Annotated in this window: 14 protein-coding genes; 6 read left to right on the forward strand and 8 right to left on the reverse strand. The window is 47.1% G+C overall.

The features are described 5' to 3' along the window. Positions 1-12: 12 nt before the first annotated feature. Positions 13-1,968: a sialate O-acetylesterase gene (locus FXO21_RS23560; protein WP_149642376.1), complete on the reverse strand. Its 1,956-nt coding sequence runs from the start codon at positions 1,966-1,968 to the stop codon at positions 13-15. Between the two features lie 117 nt (positions 1,969-2,085). Here FXO21_RS23560 and FXO21_RS23565 point away from each other — a divergent pair, with 117 nt between their 5' ends. Beyond that, positions 2,086-2,973 carry a glycosyltransferase gene (locus FXO21_RS23565; protein ID WP_149642377.1) on the forward strand — a complete coding sequence of 296 codons (888 nt, stop codon included), beginning with the start codon at positions 2,086-2,088 and terminating at the stop codon, positions 2,971-2,973. Positions 2,974-2,978: 5 nt separating this feature from the next. Here the strand turns inward: FXO21_RS23565 and FXO21_RS23570 are convergent, their stop codons facing one another. The 5 genes from FXO21_RS23570 to FXO21_RS23590 all read right to left on the reverse strand — a co-directional run bounded on the left by FXO21_RS23570 (position 2,979) and on the right by FXO21_RS23590 (position 8,558). Then, a complete protein-coding gene (locus FXO21_RS23570) occupies positions 2,979-3,749 on the reverse strand; it encodes a glycosyltransferase family 2 protein (protein ID WP_149642378.1) in 771 nt (256 codons plus the stop codon). Next, a complete protein-coding gene (locus FXO21_RS23575; protein WP_149642379.1) occupies positions 3,746-4,705 on the reverse strand; it encodes a glycosyltransferase family 2 protein in 960 nt (319 codons plus the stop codon). Before FXO21_RS23575 ends, FXO21_RS23570 begins: the two co-directional genes overlap by 4 nt. Continuing rightward, positions 4,702-5,625: a glycosyltransferase family 2 protein gene (locus tag FXO21_RS23580; RefSeq protein ID WP_225865833.1), complete on the reverse strand. Its 924-nt coding sequence runs from the start codon at positions 5,623-5,625 to the stop codon at positions 4,702-4,704. Before FXO21_RS23580 ends, FXO21_RS23575 begins: the two co-directional genes overlap by 4 nt. An 8-nt stretch (positions 5,626-5,633) precedes the next feature. After that, positions 5,634-7,460: an ABC transporter ATP-binding protein gene (locus FXO21_RS23585; RefSeq protein ID WP_149642381.1), complete on the reverse strand. Its 1,827-nt coding sequence runs from the start codon at positions 7,458-7,460 to the stop codon at positions 5,634-5,636. A gap of 114 nt (positions 7,461-7,574) precedes the next feature. Continuing rightward, complete coding sequence (locus tag FXO21_RS23590; protein WP_149642382.1) at positions 7,575-8,558, reverse strand: glycosyltransferase family 2 protein; 984 nt, start codon at positions 8,556-8,558, stop codon at positions 7,575-7,577. A gap of 499 nt (positions 8,559-9,057) precedes the next feature. Between FXO21_RS23590 and FXO21_RS28875 the strand changes: the two genes are divergently transcribed. Together FXO21_RS28875 and FXO21_RS23595 are read left to right on the forward strand one after the other, a co-directional pair. Then, entirely contained in the window at positions 9,058-9,201 is a 144-nt protein-coding gene (locus tag FXO21_RS28875; RefSeq protein ID WP_192579311.1) for a hypothetical protein, read from the forward strand. A 51-nt stretch (positions 9,202-9,252) separates the two neighbouring features. Beyond that, positions 9,253-10,536: a putative sensor domain DACNV-containing protein gene (locus tag FXO21_RS23595; RefSeq protein WP_310586929.1), complete on the forward strand. Its 1,284-nt coding sequence runs from the start codon at positions 9,253-9,255 to the stop codon at positions 10,534-10,536. 3 nt (positions 10,537-10,539) lie between these two features. Here FXO21_RS23595 and dinB read toward each other — a convergent pair whose 3' ends face one another. Then, complete coding sequence (gene dinB / locus FXO21_RS23600; protein ID WP_149642383.1) at positions 10,540-11,634, reverse strand: DNA polymerase IV; 1,095 nt, start codon at positions 11,632-11,634, stop codon at positions 10,540-10,542. A 158-nt stretch (positions 11,635-11,792) separates the two neighbouring features. On the opposite strand from dinB, the gene FXO21_RS23605 reads away from it, so the two are divergent. Beyond that, positions 11,793-13,934, forward strand: coding sequence for a M43 family zinc metalloprotease (locus FXO21_RS23605; RefSeq protein ID WP_225865834.1), 2,142 nt, complete (start codon positions 11,793-11,795; stop codon positions 13,932-13,934). Positions 13,935-13,975: 41 nt separating this feature from the next. On the opposite strand, the gene FXO21_RS23610 is transcribed toward FXO21_RS23605, so the two are convergent. Further along, entirely contained in the window at positions 13,976-14,371 is a 396-nt protein-coding gene (locus tag FXO21_RS23610) for a hypothetical protein (RefSeq protein WP_149642384.1), read from the reverse strand. A gap of 361 nt (positions 14,372-14,732) precedes the next feature. On the opposite strand from FXO21_RS23610, the gene FXO21_RS23615 reads away from it, so the two are divergent. After that, positions 14,733-18,317, forward strand: a complete 3,585-nt coding sequence (locus FXO21_RS23615; RefSeq protein WP_149642385.1) for a SusC/RagA family TonB-linked outer membrane protein — start codon at positions 14,733-14,735, stop codon at positions 18,315-18,317. A 15-nt stretch (positions 18,318-18,332) separates the two neighbouring features. Beyond that, on the forward strand, positions 18,333-19,919 hold the full coding sequence (locus FXO21_RS23620) for a RagB/SusD family nutrient uptake outer membrane protein (RefSeq protein ID WP_149642386.1): 1,587 nt from the start codon (positions 18,333-18,335) through the stop codon (positions 19,917-19,919). Positions 19,920-19,922 lie beyond the last annotated feature (3 nt).

Genomic DNA, 19,922 nt, shown 5'->3' on the forward strand with positions numbered 1-19,922 from the left:
AAGAGGTCAGACTCACTTGAATTTGACGTGATCGGTTTTACCGGCCCAGTCGTCACTTCTGAACGCGCTTGCCGGGAAACCGTCGGTGTTAAATAAATTGGCATCTTCCGGAGCGTCCGACCAGCCGTACCTTACAGCAACCGGTGTTGTGACTTTGGGGTGCGAGACGATTACTTTTCCGTCGATGATCTGTGCCGCAGCATAATGAAAAACCTTGTCGGCGCCTGCTATCTCAAATCCTTTCAGATAACCATATTTATCTATTACAGTCAATCCGTTTTCGGCATTTTTAAAAGAAACTATCGCCTTTCCATCGTGGAATTCCGCGCGCTCAAATAGGGGGGAGGCATAGGGGATGTTTTGGCCATAATCCAGTTTCAGTGCATTGGCGGCAAGCCTGTGCGCCACGTCCTGCTTATTGGTGGGGTGGATATCCTTGGGGTTCCCAATGTCGGTAGTGACGGCCATTCCGGTTTTTGGAAGGCTGAGGGTCATGTTCTGCGCTTCCCGCAACTCACTCCAGCTGCTGCCTTCATTACTGCTGTTTTCATTGCCAAAGCTCGACAACTGTACCCAGTAGAATGAAAATTCATCATTCCACAATTTGCGCCAGTCATTGATCAGCATTGGAAACGACTGGCGGTATTGAAATGCTCTTGGCGCATTGGTTTCGCCCTGATACCACAAAGTACCGCGTATCGCAAAAGGGATAAGCGGTACGATCATTGCATTGTAAATAGAAGTACCCACATTGTTCATCAAATGCGCATATTCATGCTTTTCAGTGAATGACGGCATCAGGTACCAATCCTTTCCAATGCTGGTTTTCTGTTGATCCACTTCCAGGTAAAGATCATTTGCCGACCCTATTAACCCCGGACCAAACCAGGAATTTCCCACCATGTTCCCCAGCCGTATCACGAGTTGGTTTTTGCCGGCTTTCCAGGTATTTGCAGGAATTTCGATTTTCCTGACCCCTTTTGAAACACCTTCGTAAATCAGCTTTCCATTGACATAAATCCGGTTAGGGCTATCGTTTTCAGGAATTGACAAAACGGATTGTTTCGATATAAAATCACCGGTCAACTCAATTTCTTTCGCCATATAGCCGGTACCGCGAAAACCCATCAGTCCTTTCCAATCCCATTGCCCTACGGCATCGGCTGTTTTTTGCCAGGTCTGAAAATTAGCACTACCGGAAATATACTTGTTCTCGCCCTCGGCAGTCGGTGTGATAGTTGCGCTTTTGAACAACTGCTCCCTGAGTTTTACATCCATTACCTGATCCGCTTCTTCCCAGGTTTTCGGCATCGTTTGGGCATATGCATTCAATTCATTGCTGGCCAGCATTGCTTCCTTACTAATCCAGCCTTCGATTTGGGACCCTCCCCAGGAAGAATGCAGAATGCCGACGGGGATATGGAGTTTTTGATTAATTTCTCTTGCAAAAAAGAAGCCGATTGCTGTAAAATCTCCCACTGTTTCGCTGGATGCAATTTCCCACTCGCCCGTTTTCAAATCTGTTTCGGGGCTCAGCGATACCTGCCGGTCAACGTGGAAATGGCGTATTTGCGGGAAATCCGCGTTTTGTTTTTCCTTCTCAAAGTCCCTGGCTGCTGCCACGGGCCACTGCATATTCGATTGGCCCGAACAAAGCCACACTTCACCGATCAGCACATCATTCACAGTCACATTTCCCGACTTAGCTGCGACGCTAAGTATGTGCGGGCCGCCGGCTTCGAGCGCTTTGAATGTGGCCATCCACCTCCCTGATTTATCAGCTTTTACATCAACAGATTGTCCGGCAAGATTAACCTTTACTTTTTCGCCGGCCTTAGCCCAACCCCAAACCGGGATCGGCTTTTGCCGCTGTAATACCACATGATCTGAGAAAAGCCTGGCCAGTTTGACCTGTGCGAAAGCGGAAGTTTGAATCAGGAATAGGAGTGCAAAATACAAAAGCTTCATAGTAGCGGGACAATGGTTGAATCTTAATAAATGCGTTTAAGGGGCAGATTCTACTTAATATGTTAATTTTACCAGCCTGCGAAACTTACAGGAAAAACCCGCGAATGTGACTCTCATATGATTTCAGTTATTATCTGTTCGGTGGAGCCGGCGGATCTCGAAGCGGTCAGCAAAAGCATTTCGGAAACGATCGGGGTACCGCATGAGATCATCGGGGTCGATAACAGGCTCAGTGGTAAAGGAATATGCGAAGTTTACAATGAGGGTGCCCGCCTGGCGAAGTATTCAGTTCTGTGCTTTATGCATGAGGACATTGAAATGAAAACGAAAGGGTGGGGTAGTAAGGTGCTGGAATTGTTTGGTCAAAACGAGAGGCTTGGATTGATAGGTATTGCCGGTGGCGGGTACAAATCACTGGCACCTTCGAGCTGGTATAATTACTATTTGCAGGAAAACGGAGGCTTCTATTGCAACCTGATTCAGGGCTATAAGCACACGGGCAAACCGGAAATGCATGATTACCGCAACCCCAGGACCGAGCAATTCGCCAGGGTAGCCTGCGTTGACGGCTGTTGGTTTTGTACCAAAAAAGATATTGTCCTGAAATACCCGTTTGATAGTAAGTTACTGACCAGGTTTCATGGTTACGATCTTGATTTTTCTATTGCCATCAGCCGGGAGTACGAAGCGATCGTAACATTTAACGTCTTGCTGAAACACTTTTCGGAAGGTAATTTCAATAAATCGTGGATGGACGAAATCCTGAAAGTGCACAGGAAATGGAGCAGCATCCTGCCTGTCAATGTCGACCAATTGCCTGAGACACACCTGAAAAGGATCGAGCGTGACGCACTGGAAGTTTTTTTGCAACAGCGGGTTAATGCAGAGGATTACCCGAAACCGGAGCTTATGAAACTGATCTGGAGTACAAGAAAATCAAGGGTTGCGACATTCTCTTTTCCTTTTAAACTGATGCGCAAATTCCTGAAAATGAAGAAGCAATAGCTGCGTTACCTGATCTTTTTCAACTCTTTGTAAAATTTCCTCAGCCGGTTCAGGTAAGAAAAGTAGCTCCGTCCTTCCCATTTATATTCATAGTAAAAGCGCTCCCGGCTGGTCAGTTCAAGGCGTTCTTTTACACTTTTGGTATTAAGCGTCCGGCTTTCAAGGTGTTCTACGATTGCAGATGTAACCAGAGCATGTTTGAGTTTATGCTTTTGCAATGTATTACTGTAATCGTTGTCGGCATACCAGAACTTGAATGCAGGGTCGAGCTTGCCGGTTATTTTGAGCATATCCCTTTTAAATAGAATACACCAGCCTACAAGTTCTTTTCTTACCTCATAACCATACAGGTTGCCGGTATTCAATGCAATACCCTGTTCGGGATGATGTACGCTGCATGCAGGAGAAACACTGTAAAGCTCCGGGTCTGCTTCAAAAGCCTTCATGATTTCGGTTGCCCAGCCCGGATGGTAGATCAGATCGTTATTACTGATGCATACGAATGGACTTTTGGTCATCCTGATGCCGATGTTCATATAGCGGTGATAACCAAACCGCTGCCACGGATATACAGTCCGACTGTTTGGATATTGGAACGGTTTCAGCCCTTTATTTGATTCTACCACCACAATATTGAATTTAAATCTGGTAGGGTCTTCCGACGCGACCAGACTTTCAATGCTGTCCAATGTCACTTTTTGCAACGCCTCATTGCGTGCATAACTCAAGATAATAACATCAATCTCAACAGGTGAAGCCGCGTGTGCCTGGTTCATCTTCTTTTCTTTTTAAAAAGCTCTTTCCGCTTGAAGTTCAGTGATTTGAAATAATAGGAAACGAATGTACCCGGACTAACCAGATTGTAAAGGATTTTCAACTGACGGAGGCTGCCCAGGTTGGCATGGTACATCATGTATTTATACAGCTTCTGGGTGCTCGCAGCATTACGCTGTAATATGTTTTCTTTTTCTTCTGCATTCAAAACAGGCGAATTGCGGACCTGCGAGGTAATCCTTTTCCTGAATTGAAGTTCTCCCGCCTGCATGATCTGGATATTACGGCTCGTATTCCGGTGATGTATCCTGATCATCGTTTTGGCCTGATCATTGTCCAGAAAAGTGTAACGTGCACCCTGAATTGCGCATTGGAACCAAAACTCCCAGTCTTCGGTGTAATTACTGAACTCCGGAAAACCATTCACTTTTTCAACAATCGCCCGCCTCAACAAGGGGCTGCTGACGACCGCTATATTGGAGTATATCAATGTATTGACGGCATCATAACCCTTCGCATCAATTTTCGGAAGCCAGTTATGGTTATTCATTTCGTAATCGGGATACACAATATCCGGCCTCTCGTGCTCAAAGTACAGATGGTCGGTATAGGAAATGTCCACCTCCGGGTGCGACTCAAGGAACGCAACCTGGATTGCAAGCTTGTCCCGGCTAAGCAAATCATCTGCGTCAAGAAATTGAATGTAATTTCCTTTCGAATGTGCAAAGCCAAGATTCCGTGCTACGGACACACCTTTATTCTTTTGAGTAAAAAAGCGTATCCTGTTGTCCCGGGTTGCAAATTCGTTGACTATTTGAGCCGTATTATCGGATGATCCGTCATCAACGACGAGTGCCTCCCACGCAGGATAGGATTGCTCCTGAAGATTCCTCAGGGTTTCCTCAATGATAAATCCGTAGTTATAGGAAGGGATAATGATGCTTACCAGTGGATTCATATCAACTTTTTAGCCCAGATTCCCCACATTTTACGCAGGGTGAAAAAGAACTTACTTGTTTCCGGTTTTTTTAACAGATATAACAGAAGATCCCTATTTTTCCAGATGATCATCGCGTAGGAAATGCTTAGCAGGGACGCGTTACGTCTCCTGCAGGCTGCATAAAGTTCGGCGATCAGCTCATTGGGTTTATCGTGCGTTTTGTTCAGGCATAAGCGAAGCCACTCTTTTTCCCGTTCCATTTCCGCGATCTTCTGTTGCTTCGACTTTGCCACCGAATTCAGCGCAAGCATATCGGTATTATTTTTCCGGTGTTGCCTGTACTGTACGAGCGGTTGTTTCAGGTAATCTATCGTACCGTTGCTGGCAGCTACGAATGCGAGCCACTGATCATAGTGAAAATTGTCAGGAAAAGGTATAGCATTCGCTACCACCTCGCTTCGCATCATGATGCTGTGACCAGAGGCGCAGTTCAAAAAAATAAACGGTTCAGGGCGGTTCCCGCGGTAAAAGTTAAATTTATCTGAAATACGGATATGCATTTTTTCACCTGAATGCGCAATGAATTCGGAGTCGTGGTAAACCAATTGATGGTCTTCCATGGCTTCTATCTGGGTACTGAGCTTATCCGGATGCCAGATGTCGTCCTGGTCACAGATCGCGATCAGATCAGCCTTGCAGTGCATGAGTGCTTTCTCAAAATTCTTGTTATAGCCCAGGTTCTCGTCATTTCTGTAAAGTCTGAAACGGGTGTCCGCCGCGGCGTATTTCTCCAGAATCGACCAGGTCTGGTCGGTCGAGCAATCGTCAATGACTACGATTTCCCAGTCTGTAACACTTTGATTAAGAATCGAATCGAGCTGCTCGGGCAAAAAGTCCTGTCCGTTGTAGGTGCACAACGCGATTGATATTTCTGGCATTTTGTCCATCAGGCCTCCGAAAATTGCTGCATATCGACCAGCCGGCGGTAAAGTCTTTCATTTGCAATGAGCTCAGGATGGTTGCCTTGCTCTACAATACGGCCGTCTTCGAGTACCACAATAATGTCAGCATTCTGTATCGTGCTGAGCCTGTGGGCGATGACCAGCGAAGTCCTGTTTTTCATCAGGTTATTCAGTGCCTCTTGTACCAATTTTTCCGATTCGGTATCCAGGGCAGAAGTTGCCTCGTCCAAAAGCATAATAGGCGGGTTTTTCAAAACCGCTCGTGCGATGCAGATCCGCTGTTTCTGCCCGCCCGAAAGTTTTACGCCTCGATCGCCGATGTTACTATCATATCCTTCGTCGATCTGCATAATAAAATCGTGTGCATTTGCGATGCGCGCCGCAGCTTCCACTTCCTCTATAGTTGCGTCCGGTACACCGAAAGCAATGTTATTAAAAATGGTATCATTAAACAAAATCGACTCCTGATTGACTACCCCTATCATCGACCATAGCGATTCGAGCTTCACATTACGGATATCGACGCCATCGAGCGTGACGTTACCTTCGTGCGCTTCGATAAATCTTGGTATTAAATCCATCAATGTTGACTTCCCGCCTCCCGACGGCCCTACTAATGCGACTGTTTTCCCCTTTGGAATGGTCAGGTTAATAGATTGCAAAACCGGTCGGCCGGGGTAGGAGAACGAAAGGTTATTGAGCCTTATCGCCTCGTTGAAAGCGTTAATTTCAACCGCATCCGGGCTGTCTTTGATCGCGGGACGCTCGTCTATCAATTCCAAAACGCGCTCACCTGCGGCAATACCGGCGTGGATGGTACTGAAAGAATCCGTAATCGCCTTGGCGGGACGCATTACCTGCGAGAAAATACCGATGTAGGCAACAAATTTCGAAACAGTAAGATCTGACTGATTATCAAGGATTAGCGAGCCGCCGTACAGCACGATGATCGCAACCATCGTCACACCCAAAAACTCAGAAACGGGTGCGCCCAGCTGCTGGCGTTTGGCCATTTTCTTGCCAAGATCCGAATACCGTACGTTCTCCTGGTGGAATTTATCCTTGATATCGTTCGTCGCATTAAATGCCTTGATGATCTTAATCCCTGACAAAGCTTCGTCGAGGTAACTGATCATCAGCCCGAACATCTGCTGAGCCTGTGTAGCCTGCTCTTTCAGTCTTTTTACGATCTTGGAGATCAAAAACGCAGAGATCGGGATTACCAGGATTGCAAAAAGGGTCAGCTTTACGGAAGTCGCAAAAAGCATAAAAATGTAGGCGATCAGCTGCAAAGGTTCCTTGAAGACAACCTGTAGAGTACCGGTCACTGAAAACTGCACAACCTGCACGTCAGAAGCGATTTTTGAAATAATATCCCCTTTACGCTGGTTACTGAAATAGCCCACGTGCAGATTCATTACGTTATTAAAAACCGTCTTTCTGAGATTGAGCAAGGTATGGATCCGGAGATTTTCCATGACCCGCTGAGAGAAATATTTGAACACATTCGAAAGCAAAACCGATACGACAATAATACCGCACACGATTTGAAGCGCTCCGTGCGGCCCGTATTCAAGGTTAGCTTGCTGTGCATAATAATTCAGAAATTCCGTTACGTCAAATGCACTTTCCGGTTTGGTTATCAGCGCAGTACCTTCTTTACTATTGTTAAAAAGAGTACTTAAAAGCGGAGCCAGCAATGCCAGGTTGAGGGTGTTGAAAACGACTCCCAGTACTGTAAAAAGAATATACGGAAATGCAAACCTTGAAATCGGCTGCGCAAAAGATAATAATCGGAAGTAAGTCTTCATTTGTCAAGAATGGTATAACCGCTCGGATATACCTGAAAGTAAAATAGCCGGAAATCATCACAATTTCCGGTTCAGGGCGCAAATTAATGTTATTAGGTGAAAGTAATGCTAAGATTACAATTTAACAACCTGCTTGTACTTAAGCATGATCTGGATATTTTCTATAATGTCGTTGATGCCCAGGTTGGATTTGTAAGTCCGCATCTGACGCTTGAAAGCTGTTTTTCTCTGCTTCAGTTCATTCATATTCCGAAGGAAATCAAGATAGGCTTCGGCCTTGTAAAATTGCAGCGTGAGAATGCTCGGCAGTACGTCACTGAGGATCACCTGCAAATGATACAGGTTGAGATCGGCGCCGTGGAGGTGAAGGTGATGCATGTAATATCTGTTTCGGAAGTAGATCCGCTTTACAGAATAATTATCCTTGTGCCCCTTGGTTGTGGCCGATACTTCGTGACGGCACACCGCATTGTGCTCGTAATAACACTTCCAGCCCAGGCGCCACGCCCTGATCGACATTTCCTGGTCTTCGCCATAATAAGGATTGAACATTTCGTTGAAGCCGTTGATCGCTTTCAACTTGCGCGTATCCATCAATGCGATAGCTCCCGAAAGGTAAAATGTCGGGGTCAGCGTATCGGAATCTTTCAGATAGAAGAAATTGCTCGGCTTGATTTTTCTGCCCAGGATCTTGGGAGAACGTGCCGCATCCAGGATGTTGTCATCTTCCATGCCGATAATCCTTCCCATTACACCAAAAGTGTCTTCCAGCTCAAAGTATTTGTATAACTTCTCGAAGTAGCCTTCTTCCAGGGTAACGTCGGTATTCAGCAGAAAAATCAGATCGTTTGTTGCTTTTCGGATTCCGAGATTGCAGGTGTTTGCAAACCCGGAATTTTTTTCCTTGCGGATGATCGTAATATCGTTGCCATAATGTTCTTCCAGATAGGATACCGAATCGTCCTTAGAAGCGTCGTCAACCACGATAATCTGAACATTTGGCCCGAGTCCTTTCAATATTTTGTAGTTGTTCTCAAAATACTTTTCGAACAGATGTTTCCCGTTATAATTCGGAATAACTACGGAGATGCTTCTCATTTAATCTTACAGTTTTAGTGTAGGGTATATAGTGTTTCGATAGCGATTTCATTAATGTTGATGGATGTTAATCAGACAGGCGGGCTGTTTCTCAAACGCACCTCGCTTTGTTTCATTGTCTCTGGCACTCGTCGAGCAATCGTTAAATAATTGAACCATCATAAAAAGTTATCCGGCCTTCTCACGAAAAGCATATACGCCGCACTGTTTGCTGGCCGGTTTCAGGAATGAGTTGATCAGATTTTGATTCGAAAATTTTCGGAAAAATTAAATCTGTCAATAGTGAAGAGAAGGGGATAATTTAGGAACGCAGCAATGTTTGTAATGTTAGCAAACCGATTTCCTGTATTATTCAAACACATAACTTGATTTTTTCTGTTTTGATGTTCTATACGAGAAAAATCAGGGGTTTGTAGCAGGCAAGATCTGAAAAATCGATCGTTATTCATACTCTTAAAACTCAAAGTAAAATTTTCATGGCTAATATTCTCACTTATGTATGCTAGGATACGGGGTCGCCGGAAAAGGTTGGAAATTCGGGTTGGAATTTGTTGGAAATATCTCCGGAATGGTCGGCATTTCTGTCGAAATGCTTCATTATCAGGAGGTAAAAACTTACATTTTGGGCAACAAAGTTTTGTGATGTGTGAAAAAAAATACTCAACCAAAACAGCAGGTTTAAAAGTGAGTTTAATTGACTTCGTCTTTCAACTTTTTCAGGAGCGTCTTTGTTAAACGAAATAACCAGCCCAATTACTGCGAGCTGCGATTTTTGTCCGAATACCAAAACCACCTGAAAATGGTCAATCCTGAACTGCGTTTCGAAGCAAGCGAAATACCTTCTTTTACCACCTATAAGGCAGCTGCATCCGTTGCAGATCATGTAGCCCGCCATTTTGAGAGCCATTACCAGGCCGTAAGCCGCTACTACGAACAGGACCTGGCCCCGCGGCCGGACGCGCGCACGATTGAATCCATTATCGATACAACTTTTTGGGCAAGCCTGCGCAAGGAGGAGGGTAGGTCTCCGAAAGTGTCAATTGCATTCCTCTCCCCCGAAGATGCAGAGCATCCGCTTATTTTCGCCGAAAAACTACCTTTTACTGCCAATACACTTACAAAGCTGGCCCCGGCTGTCGAGCGGTCGGGAATTCATCTGGGCGTCTGGCCAACTGCCGAGGGACTTTGCATTTGGGGCACTACCAGGGTAATTCCCGGCTTGTGCTTTGTGCTGGAAGTGATAGAGCCCGGGATGCTTGTGGTTAAACACCGCCGGGTTGATGGCTTTGGTAAATTTGTCAATGTGGCTGTTTTGAAGGGTGATCAGGTAAAGGTTGTCAACGAGGAAAGCGGTAAGGACCGTGATTGCCCGTCGGTCGTTAATTCTATGATGGGCTTTAAGTCGCCTACCTTATGGAACAACTCGCCCAACCTATTAGTACAGCTTGCAGTTTCTATGCGGAGCCACGAACGGGGTGGTATTTTGCTGGTAGTGCCTACCGGAAAGGAAAAATGGCGGAAATCGATCATTCATCCGATCACCTATCAGGTCGAGCCTTCATTTTCGGAGCTTGCCGAGCTCTATAAAGGTTATCTGGAAGAGCCCAATCCACTTACCTGGCAAACGCAATTTGCCTCAGCGATCAATAATCTGGCCGGATTAACTGCCGTGGATGGTGCGACCATTATTAACGATCAATATGAACTGCTGGCTTTCGGGGCGAAGATCGGGCGGGCTGCGGATGGCATACCAGTTGAGGAAATAATTATGACCGAACCTGTGATCGGTAATGTAGGCATGGTGGTACATCCGGTTCAAACCGGGGGGACGAGGCATTTGTCGGCGGCGCAGTTTGTCTACGATCAGCGCGATGCCATTGCGTTGGTCGCCTCTCAGGACGGGCGTTTCACAATCTTTTCCTGGTCTTCCTGCGAGGGAAAGGTTCAGGCGCACCGGGTTGATGCATTACTTTTGTAAAGTTCAATTAAACAGTTCCAGTTGTTCCGGATCTCTTGGCCTGCGGCTGCGGACTTCGGGTTCGTGGAAATTAGACAGTGAAATACCCAATAATCTGACGGGTTTCCCGCTCATTTCAACTTTACCCAGCAGGTTTTTTGCAGTGTCGATAATTGAATCAATGTCGGTCACTGCTTCGTTAAATGATTGGTTGCGCGTGATCTGGGTGAAATCGCTGAATTTTACTTTTAGGGTCACCGTCCGGCCCTGCAGCTGATTTTTTTGGAGTCTGTTGAAGACGATTTCGCCTATTCTGTCCAGCTCTTTGTGCATTTCTTCAGTCGTGATCAGGTCGTAGGTGAAGGTATCTTCGGCACCCAGCGATTTTGTTTCCCGGTGCGTTTGTACCAGCCGGTCGTCCAACCCTCTCACGATTTTGTAATAGAAATGGCCCGTTTTCCCAAAACGCCTCACCAGCTCTTCTTCACTTAACTTTTTGAGATCGGCACCTGTGAATATGCCCATTCCCTTCATTTTATCCGCAGTCACTTTCCCGACACCGTGAAATTTTTCTACCGGAAGGCTGCTCATAAAGCTTTCGATTTTCGAAGGGCCTATGAAAGTCAATCCGTCTGGCTTATTGAGGTCGGAGGCAATTTTTGCAACAAATTTATTAACTGAAACCCCTGCCGAGGCAGTCAGATTTAGTTCTGTACGGATTGCATTTTTGATCAGAGTGGCAATTTCCATGGCAGAACCGATATTGAGCTTGTCTTCGGTAACATCCAGATAGGCTTCATCGAGCGAGAGCGGTTCGATCAGGTCTGTATACCGGGAGAAAATTTCGCGGATTTTTTTGGATACGGCCTTGTAAACATCAAAGCGGGGATACACGAAAATAATATGAGGGCAAAGCTGGATTGCCTTGCGTGACGACATGGCCGACCTCACACCGAATTTTCTGGCCTCATAGCTCGCAGTGGCGACCACACCCCTGCCGGTCGGAGAGCCACCTACGGCAAGTGGCTTTCCCCGGTGTTCGGGAAAGTCACGTTGCTCCACAGATGCATAAAAAGCATCCATATCGATATGAATGATCTTTCTTTGCGACGCCGACATAGCTGGAATTTGAGTGTACTGGAATAGCTTTACTGGTTAAAAACAAATTAAATAACTTACAATTCGCATCATTTAAGGTTTTTTTTACGTAATCACTATTGATTTCGCCATTTGTAAACTTAAGCGCCTGACTTCTATCAACTGTTCCGACCTAAATAATGCGACAAACTATACGTTCTGCCAAATATCTGCTGCTCCTTTTCGCTTTTGCTTTTAATTTTCTTCCCGCAACCGCATACGCCCAGGAAAAATGCGGAACAATGGGCCTGCTTGACAAACGATTCAACGATCAGCCAGCACTCAAACAGACATTTGAGCAGCGAAATGCGCGTTTAAAGGAAGTTATCAATGAAAGGTTAAGGACTGGGAAATCTTTGAGAACAGCCGCCGATAATGTGATACCAGTGGTTTTTCATGTGGTGCTCAGTAATCAGTCGCAGGTAACGAACGCACAGATTCTGGCCCAGCTTGACACGATCAACAAAGATTACCGGGGGACGGAGGACCAGTTGGCAAAAGTGCCGTCCTATTTCAAATCACTTTTCGGACAATCAGGTATTCAGTTCTGTCTTGCCCAGAGAACGCCTGACGACAAGCCTACGACCGGAATAGAGCGGGTTACAACTACCCGTAATGCTTTCGACTATACTACTAACCTGGTAAAGCACGCCGAATCGGGCGGATCGGATGCATGGGATCCGGATCGTTACCTTAACATCTGGATCTGTGACCTTTCAGGTGGAATACTGGGCTACGCAACTTTTCCTGATGACGGCGTGCCCGACGAACAGGGTGTTGTGGTAGATTATTCGAGTCTGCCCGGCGGAAATTTAGCCGCTTATAACGGTGGAAAAACCCTCACGCACGAGCTTGGCCACTATTTTAATCTGTTTCATATCTGGGGAGACGACAATGATACCTGCGCCGGAGACGATGATATCGCTGATACGCCGAGGCAACAGGGTAGTACCTCCATTTGTCCTACCGGCATTGAAACTGACCAGTGCACCCCCGGTGGAAGCGGAATCATGTATCAAAACTATATGGATTACACGCCGGATAACTGCCTGCTGATGTTTACGAGGGAGCAGGTTGCCGCAATGGAAGCAGCGCTGCTTCGAAACCGGGTTTCTTTGCTTTCATCAAATGCCTGCACGCCGGTTAATTTAAAAAATAAAGACGCTTCCATTCAATCCATTACGCAGCCGGAGCAACGGCTTTGCGACAATACATTTACCCCGCAGGTTATTCTGGAAAACCGTGGGGCTGAAACACTTACTTCCGTAACTATCCGGGCTGTCATTGATGATGGTACAGAAAGAAGTTACACCTGGACGGGCTCGCTGGCTACCTTTGCGAAAGCAACCGTAACATTGTCGGAATTGGAAGTGGCGGAAGGCAATCATGTGCTGCGTATCTCCACCTCCAACCCGAACGGGGCCGCCGATGAGGATCCTTCCAACGACGCAGCTTCCCTTGATTTTATCTACTACGAGCCTGTCGATGCGCCGGTGACCGAAAGTTTTGAAAGCTTGTTCCCCCCGACGGGCTGGGATATTGTCAATGCAGACAGGGGTACAACCTGGGAGAAAACAACGGAGGCAGCTAAAACAGGCAGTGCGTCTGTCCGTATTTCGAACTTTGAAAACGAAGTTACAGGTGAGCGGGATTACCTGCGGATGCCGGTTGTGAATATCGCCGGAACCGATTCCGCATTCGTGTCATTCCAGGTTGCGGCGGCAACAAACACAAATTCTTCACAGCGTAGTGTGTGGGACACTTTGCAGGTCATGATCAGTACAGATTGCGGACTGTCTTATACAAGTGTTTACAGAAAATGGGGATCTAGCCTGGTGACCAGGAGCGGAGCGACGCGCGTGGCATTTGCGCCCAATGCAAGCGAATGGAGACGCGAGGAGATTGATATCAGTGAGTTTATCGGGCAGGGCAAGATCCTGGTTGCATTTGTTAACTCCGGTGGGAACGGAAACAATATTTTCCTGGACGATATCAATCTGAGGACAGTCACAATCAATCCAAACCTGAAAGAAGCCGGGTTTCTGGTGACGCCGAATCCGACAGACGGAATGGTTTCGGTTCAGTTCTATCCGCATCCCGAGCGACTCAAATCGGTCTCAATCCTGACGGTCGGAGGGAAAAAAATTGCCGAAAAAGTGGCAACGGAGGAAGTAAGTACCAATGTTTATGATTTCGATCTCGCGAATTACCCTTCCGGATTATACATTGTCAAAGCGGAATTTGAAGACAGGGTACTGACAAAAAAGATTATCAAGAACTAAGCAAAAAAATAGCCGGAACGAACTCCGGCTATTTTTTTTACTTAATATATCCTTTTGACAATCACTTTACTATTGGTCTGCGTGATTGCGAATTCCTTTGCGTTCTCGTTTGCAGGGGCAATAAAGATCTGTTTTTTCTTCTTCCCGTCGGTACTGACCCAGTTCGCGGAATAAATTTCGGGGAGTCCTCCGGTGTAAATGGGGTGGTTATCAGACAGCATAAAAACTTCTTCCTGTTCGTACGCGAGTTCGAGATCGCTTCCCTCAATTACATCGCAAATAATCTTCAAACCACCCGAATCACCGTCAACCAGGCCTTTTATTCTTGCCTTTCCGTAGAAAGGATCTTCTTCAAATTCCCACCGAACGTAATATTCAATGACGTTTCCTATCTGAGAATCAATATAATCGGCGGTAAGCAGTTGTTCCTGGCGCATGTGGTATTTGTTTTCTTTAATCCTCTAACAGAAGAGCAATGTAATCCCAAATAAGAGATGGGAGTTTAGCAAATGTAATCGGAACCTTATTGTTTCCAAAAATAATGGCGAGCGTTTCACCAATATTTCTGAAACTACAAAATACATACCGCATACATTGAATTGCCTGCACAAATTTCCTGCATATAGTTACGACAGTTAGTTGACGGCGGATTGTTTGTCTTTGCCGGAAAATGACGACTTGCGGTCTCAAACCGGCTTTTTTATCACCGCTGGAAACATAGCGGTACGATTTTTGTCGTGGCCGTTTAACTCAATAATCTTTTCGGGACCATGTCCTTCCACTTAGCCAAAAATCAATATGCAAAAAACTCGACGATTAAGTGGGCGTAGAACCGTTTCGGGCACGCTCACTTTTCTGAGGATTGGTTTGGTTCTCCTGCTGCTATTCTTTTTTCTAAAAACAGACGTTTACGCACAACAGGTGATTCCAGATTCAAGCCGCAAGGCCAGGCCGGACACTACGATCGCACCGGTCATTAAACCCGCAACTGATACCCTTCCCAAAACTAAAATACCAGCTGACTCGATCAAAACGCCGGCAGACTCAGCAAACAAGCCGGCCACCGGTACCGTCCCCGGGAAAAGCTCTCAGAACTTTGATCCGCTGGTCAAGCCTTCAACCCCTCCCGATACAACTCAAAAACCTGCTGTCGCCACAGATACCACAGCCACTCCCACGGCACGGCCCGACAGCCTTAACCTGAAACCTCAGACAGGTAACGCAGTCCCTCCTCAGCCAACCCAGCCAGCCAGCCAACCCGCCGCACAACCGGCCGACAGTGCAGTTGCAGGCCAGGATACGCCCGAGCTGGGGCCTGACGCAAAATCTATAAAAGGAAAGGTTATTGATGAAAAAGGCTCAGGATTGCCCGGAGTGAGTGTTTTGGTAAAAAATACGAAGATACAGGCGATCACCGAGCCGGACGGTACTTTCCAGATGAAGGTACCTGCGCAAGGTGCGATACTGGTTTACAGTTTCATCGGTTTTTCAACTAAAGAAACGCCCGTGGGCAACCAGACTCAGTTCAATGTACAGCTGCTGCCGGAGTCGAAAGCATTGAAAGAAGTGGTGGTAGTGGGGTACGGAGCACAAAGCAAGCGTGACCTGGCCAGCTCCACTTCAAGGGTAGCTTCAACAGAGTACAAATCGGCTGTCATCAATACTGTCGATCAGGCGATCCAGGGCAGGACCACCGGGGTGCAGGTTACCGAAACTTCCGGTGAACCGGGGGCAGCTTCTGTTGTCAGGATACGGGGTAACAACTCTTTGAGCGGCAACAATGAACCGCTTTACGTAATCGACGGCTTTCCAATGCCCCCATACCGGGAAGCTGGCGCCAACTTCACGGGCGCATATTCGCAAAATGGCTTATACGGTATTAATCCCAATGATATCGAAAGTATGGAAATCCTCAAAGACGCCTCGGCAACCGCAATTTACGGATCAAGGGGCGCGAACGGGGTAGTTTTGATCACAACCAAATCTGGCAAGCGCGGAGAAGGCAGGGTGGAGCTTGTGAACAAGACTTCTTTCGGTACCGTATCGAATCCGATTAAAATGATGAATTCCAGGCAGTATGCCGAGATAATCAACGAAAGTTACGCGCTGACAGACCGTAATCCGCCGTTTGGAAACCTCGATAGTGCGTTCACCAACACGGATTGGGTAGCTGCTATTACCCAGCCGAGTTTCAGGGAAGATATTACGCTGAGCTTATCTGGAGGCGGCGAGAAATCTTCGTATTATATCTCAGGTAATTACTTGAAGGAAAAGGGTACGATCGTGAATTCGGATAATAACAGGGCGAGTTTGCGCGTCAACCTTAATAATGAAATCAATAACTGGTATAACGTAAAAGGACAGTTTTCTTTCAGCCGCCAGAAGACAAACCGGGCGGTCACGGCTTCCCGTGCCTGGCCGAGTTCAGGAGGGTTAATGGACGGACTGCGGGCTGCGCCTACATTGGAACTGGATTACCTGGGAAACAACAGTATGGGTATTCCCAACTATTCAGGGTTCTATTTCTCCAATCCCCTGAATGAGCTGATGTCGAAAACGGACGTAACGCAAAGTGATTATTCTATCCTGAATGTGGAGAATTATTTCAAATTGGCGGAAGGCTTGCAGCTGGTGGTCAGCCTGGCCGGAAACCAGAATCTGACGAGAAGAAAAGTATTCTTGCCTCCGTCCACTGCGGAAGGAAATGCTGTGAAGGGAAAAGGCAGCAACAATACTTCCAATACATACAGCTATAATGTGAATGCTTACCTGCAGTATGAAAAAACGTTCAAAAAAGACCATTACCTCAATTCGACGCTGGGTGTGGAATATAACGACCAGACTGTTGAATTCGTCAACACCACTGGTTCGGGCTATGATGTGCCTTTTTTTGGAATAGATAATATAGGCAGTGCGCAGTCCCAGGCTATCGGTTCATTCAAGGAAAAACGAATTCTGCAGTCCGGATTTTTGAGGGCGAACTACTCCTTCAAAGGCCGGTACGTATTGAACAGTTCGATCCGGATCGACGGTGCATCCGCATTCGCAGCGAACAATAAGTACGGTATATTCCCTTCCGTCGCCCTGGCCTGGAACCTCGACCAGGAAGAATTCATGAAAGGGGTCACATTTATTTCCAATACCAAATTCAGAGGCTCGTGGGGTGAAACGGGCAGTCAGGCGATCGGACCTTACTCTTCGCTTTCGCAATATGGTTCCGGCTTTTACGAAATGGGGCCGCAGGGTGACGGCGCGGTCATCAACACTGGAATTTTTCCGAATACCATCGCCAATCCTAACCTTTCCTGGGAGCGGACACGTCAGCTGAACCTCGGTGTGGATTTCAACACGGCCAAAGACCGGCTGGTTTTGAGCTTTGATTATTACAACAAAGTAACTTCTGATCTCCTGCAACCCAGACGGGTGCCTACCCAGGCGGGCGTCAGTACCATTATAGATAACTATGGTACGATGCGAAACCGCGGGTTTGAGCTTAGCATTCAGGGAAATATCGTCCAGAAAAAAAATGTGACGTTCTCTACCAGAGTTAACCTGAGCCGGAATGTGAACACGCTGGTCGATCTGGGAGAAAGGACCCAGTCTGACTTCGTATCTCTCAATGGAAACCTGCTGGGCGGCGTGATGGGGGTACTGACTCCCGGGGAGGAAGTAGGCCGGTTTTTCGGTTTTAAAGTAGCGGGGCTGACGCAAACGACTGATTTTGACGCAGACGGAAATCCAACCTTCGCCACTTTCGAAGGTCCGAGACCAGCCGGCAGCAAAGGCACCCCGATTTATGGTGCCTGGATTTATGAGGATGTCAATAAGGATAATATCATCACCGCGGATGACAGGGCTGTACTTGGTAAATCGACCCCTGATTTCACGTTTGGATGGAGCAACGACCTGACATGGAAGAACTTTGCGGTCAATGCGCTTTTCACAGGTTCAGTTGGAAATGATGTATTGAACCTCACCAATTTCTACATCATGAACGGGGTAGTGGAATACAGCGGCGTTGGGTTCAACCAATCCGAAGAATGGTATAACAAGCGTTACACCGAGTCGAATCCGCACAATGACCCTAAGTATCCAGGTATTCAGCGCGGTATTCCGTCGGGAGACATCAATTCTACTATGCTGGAAGACGGTAGTTTTATGCGCCTTAAAATGCTGAGCCTCTCCTATACTTTCCCTTGCCTGGGCCCGGTCCAGAACCCGCGGCTGTTCGTAACCGGAACCAACCTCTGGACACTGACAAAGTATACTGGTTTCGATCCCGAGGTTAGCTCTTACGCCCAGTCGCTGCTGCAGCAGGGGATTGATTACGGTGCCTATCCTACGCAGCGTTCGTATACCATTGGTTTCTCGTGTAATTTCTAATTTCGATCGACGAATATGAAAAGTCATATTAAAATAGCAATACTGCTCCTGCTGACAGGAATGTTTTCCTGCAAGGACAATCTGGAAGAATCGCCTTATTCGTCTCTGAGCAAGGAGGTTGTTTTCAAAGATGAAGACGGGCTCAATCAGGCGACCATAGGTGTTTACCATGCCTACACAGCCCCGGATTTCGGTGATATTTCCAATCGCTTTTCGCTCACAGAAACCGGCCACAGATATGCTACTGCCGGCATTTTGGGTTCCGGAGCAGATCCTTATTACCGTTTCGGGCACAATGCTACGTCGCCCGCATTTGAATCGGTATGGAGCCGGTTCTACAAGATTATTTTTAGAGCTAATGTGGTGATCGCCAATGCGACGATGGCGGTGCCGGGCGAAGAGGAAGAGGCAGACCCCTACATTGCTGAGGCGCGCGTGCTCAGGGCTTATGCGTATTTCAATCTGGTCAGACTGTTTGGCGGCGTGCCGTTGATCCTGGATGAGATCAACTCGCTCGAAGGCGAAGACCTGATCTTCGCGCCGCGATCTACTGATGCGGAGGTTTATGAAGCGATCATCGCCGACCTGACATTTGCTGAAACCAGGCTTCCCGATTCCAGGGGAGGAGCTGAGCTGGGCCGCGTTTCGGCCGGGACGGTGAAGGCGCTGTTGGGAAAAGTTTATCTGACAATGGCGGGGAAACCGCTCAACAGGACCGAGAACTATCAGAAGGCAGTGGATATGTTCAGCCAGCTGGTAGGTCCGGTGAACGAGGAGAAATATGATTTTGAGCTCCTGCCTGATTTTTCAGAAGTGTTTTCTCTGGAAAATGAAAGAAACCGTGAGATAGTACTTTCGTTCGGGTACTTTATCAATTCGTCCCAACCGAACGGAAGTATTCTGCCGTTTAATCTCTTTCCTTCCGGGTTGGTCAATGGAGATGAGCAAACGAACTACGGCTTGCTGTACAGTTTCTATCAGCTTTATGAAAAAACGGACGTGAGAAGAGACTTTACACTCGTGCCAAGGTATGTTTTTCAGGGAACCGCGCGGGCAAACGCCCAGCCTGGCGACAGCATTATTTACAATCCTACTATTGGAAACTACATGATCAAACGTACCAATACATCCTTTGCACACGACGATTTCAAATATGGAATTGCCTATGGAAAGCTGGCACGTGTGCCCCGCCCCGCCGGCGCAGCGGTGCAGGGATATAGCACAGATATGATCGAAATGCGTTTTCCGGACGTGATTTTGAGCCTGGCCGAAGCGCTGAACGAAACCGGGAAAACAGCAGAAGCTCTGCTATTGGTAAACCGCATACGGGCGCGTGCAAAAGCCACCGCATACAAGACAGCCACCGTCGCCGACCTGCGCGCGGCAATCCGCAAAGAGCGCCGACTGGAACTGACCGGCGAGTTCAATACTGTTTTTGATATCCGCCGCTGGGGTACATTGAAGGAAGAGATCGCCGCCATGAGCGAAGATCAGATTGTCGACAATATATTGCTGCCTTATTCGGAAAGGCTGGAAATTTACCCGATCCCACAATCTCAGATTGACGGCAACCCGAATTTGGTACAGAACCAGGGTTGGTAAAAT

The organism is Dyadobacter sp. UC 10 (genome assembly GCF_008369915.1).
Taxonomy (GTDB): Bacteria; Bacteroidota; Bacteroidia; order Cytophagales; family Spirosomataceae; genus Dyadobacter.

Coding starts and splice junctions, on each gene's coding strand:
- FXO21_RS23565 (WP_149642377.1), top strand. CDS start 2,086: ATGATTTCAGTTATTATCTGTTCGGTGGAGCCGGCGGATCTCGAAGCG.
- FXO21_RS23580 (WP_225865833.1), bottom strand. CDS start 5,625: ATGCCAGAAATATCAATCGCGTTGTGCACCTACAACGGACAGGACTTT.
- FXO21_RS23585 (WP_149642381.1), bottom strand. CDS start 7,460: ATGAAGACTTACTTCCGATTATTATCTTTTGCGCAGCCGATTTCAAGG.
- FXO21_RS23560 (WP_149642376.1), bottom strand. CDS start 1,968: ATGAAGCTTTTGTATTTTGCACTCCTATTCCTGATTCAAACTTCCGCT.
- FXO21_RS28875 (WP_192579311.1), top strand. CDS start 9,058: ATGCTAGGATACGGGGTCGCCGGAAAAGGTTGGAAATTCGGGTTGGAA.
- FXO21_RS23615 (WP_149642385.1), top strand. CDS start 14,733: ATGCAAAAAACTCGACGATTAAGTGGGCGTAGAACCGTTTCGGGCACG.
- dinB (WP_149642383.1), bottom strand. CDS start 11,634: ATGTCGGCGTCGCAAAGAAAGATCATTCATATCGATATGGATGCTTTT.
- FXO21_RS23605 (WP_225865834.1), top strand. CDS start 11,793: ATGCGACAAACTATACGTTCTGCCAAATATCTGCTGCTCCTTTTCGCT.
- FXO21_RS23570 (WP_149642378.1), bottom strand. CDS start 3,749: ATGAACCAGGCACACGCGGCTTCACCTGTTGAGATTGATGTTATTATC.
- FXO21_RS23620 (WP_149642386.1), top strand. CDS start 18,333: ATGAAAAGTCATATTAAAATAGCAATACTGCTCCTGCTGACAGGAATG.
- FXO21_RS23590 (WP_149642382.1), bottom strand. CDS start 8,558: ATGAGAAGCATCTCCGTAGTTATTCCGAATTATAACGGGAAACATCTG.
- FXO21_RS23575 (WP_149642379.1), bottom strand. CDS start 4,705: ATGAATCCACTGGTAAGCATCATTATCCCTTCCTATAACTACGGATTT.
- FXO21_RS23610 (WP_149642384.1), bottom strand. CDS start 14,371: ATGCGCCAGGAACAACTGCTTACCGCCGATTATATTGATTCTCAGATA.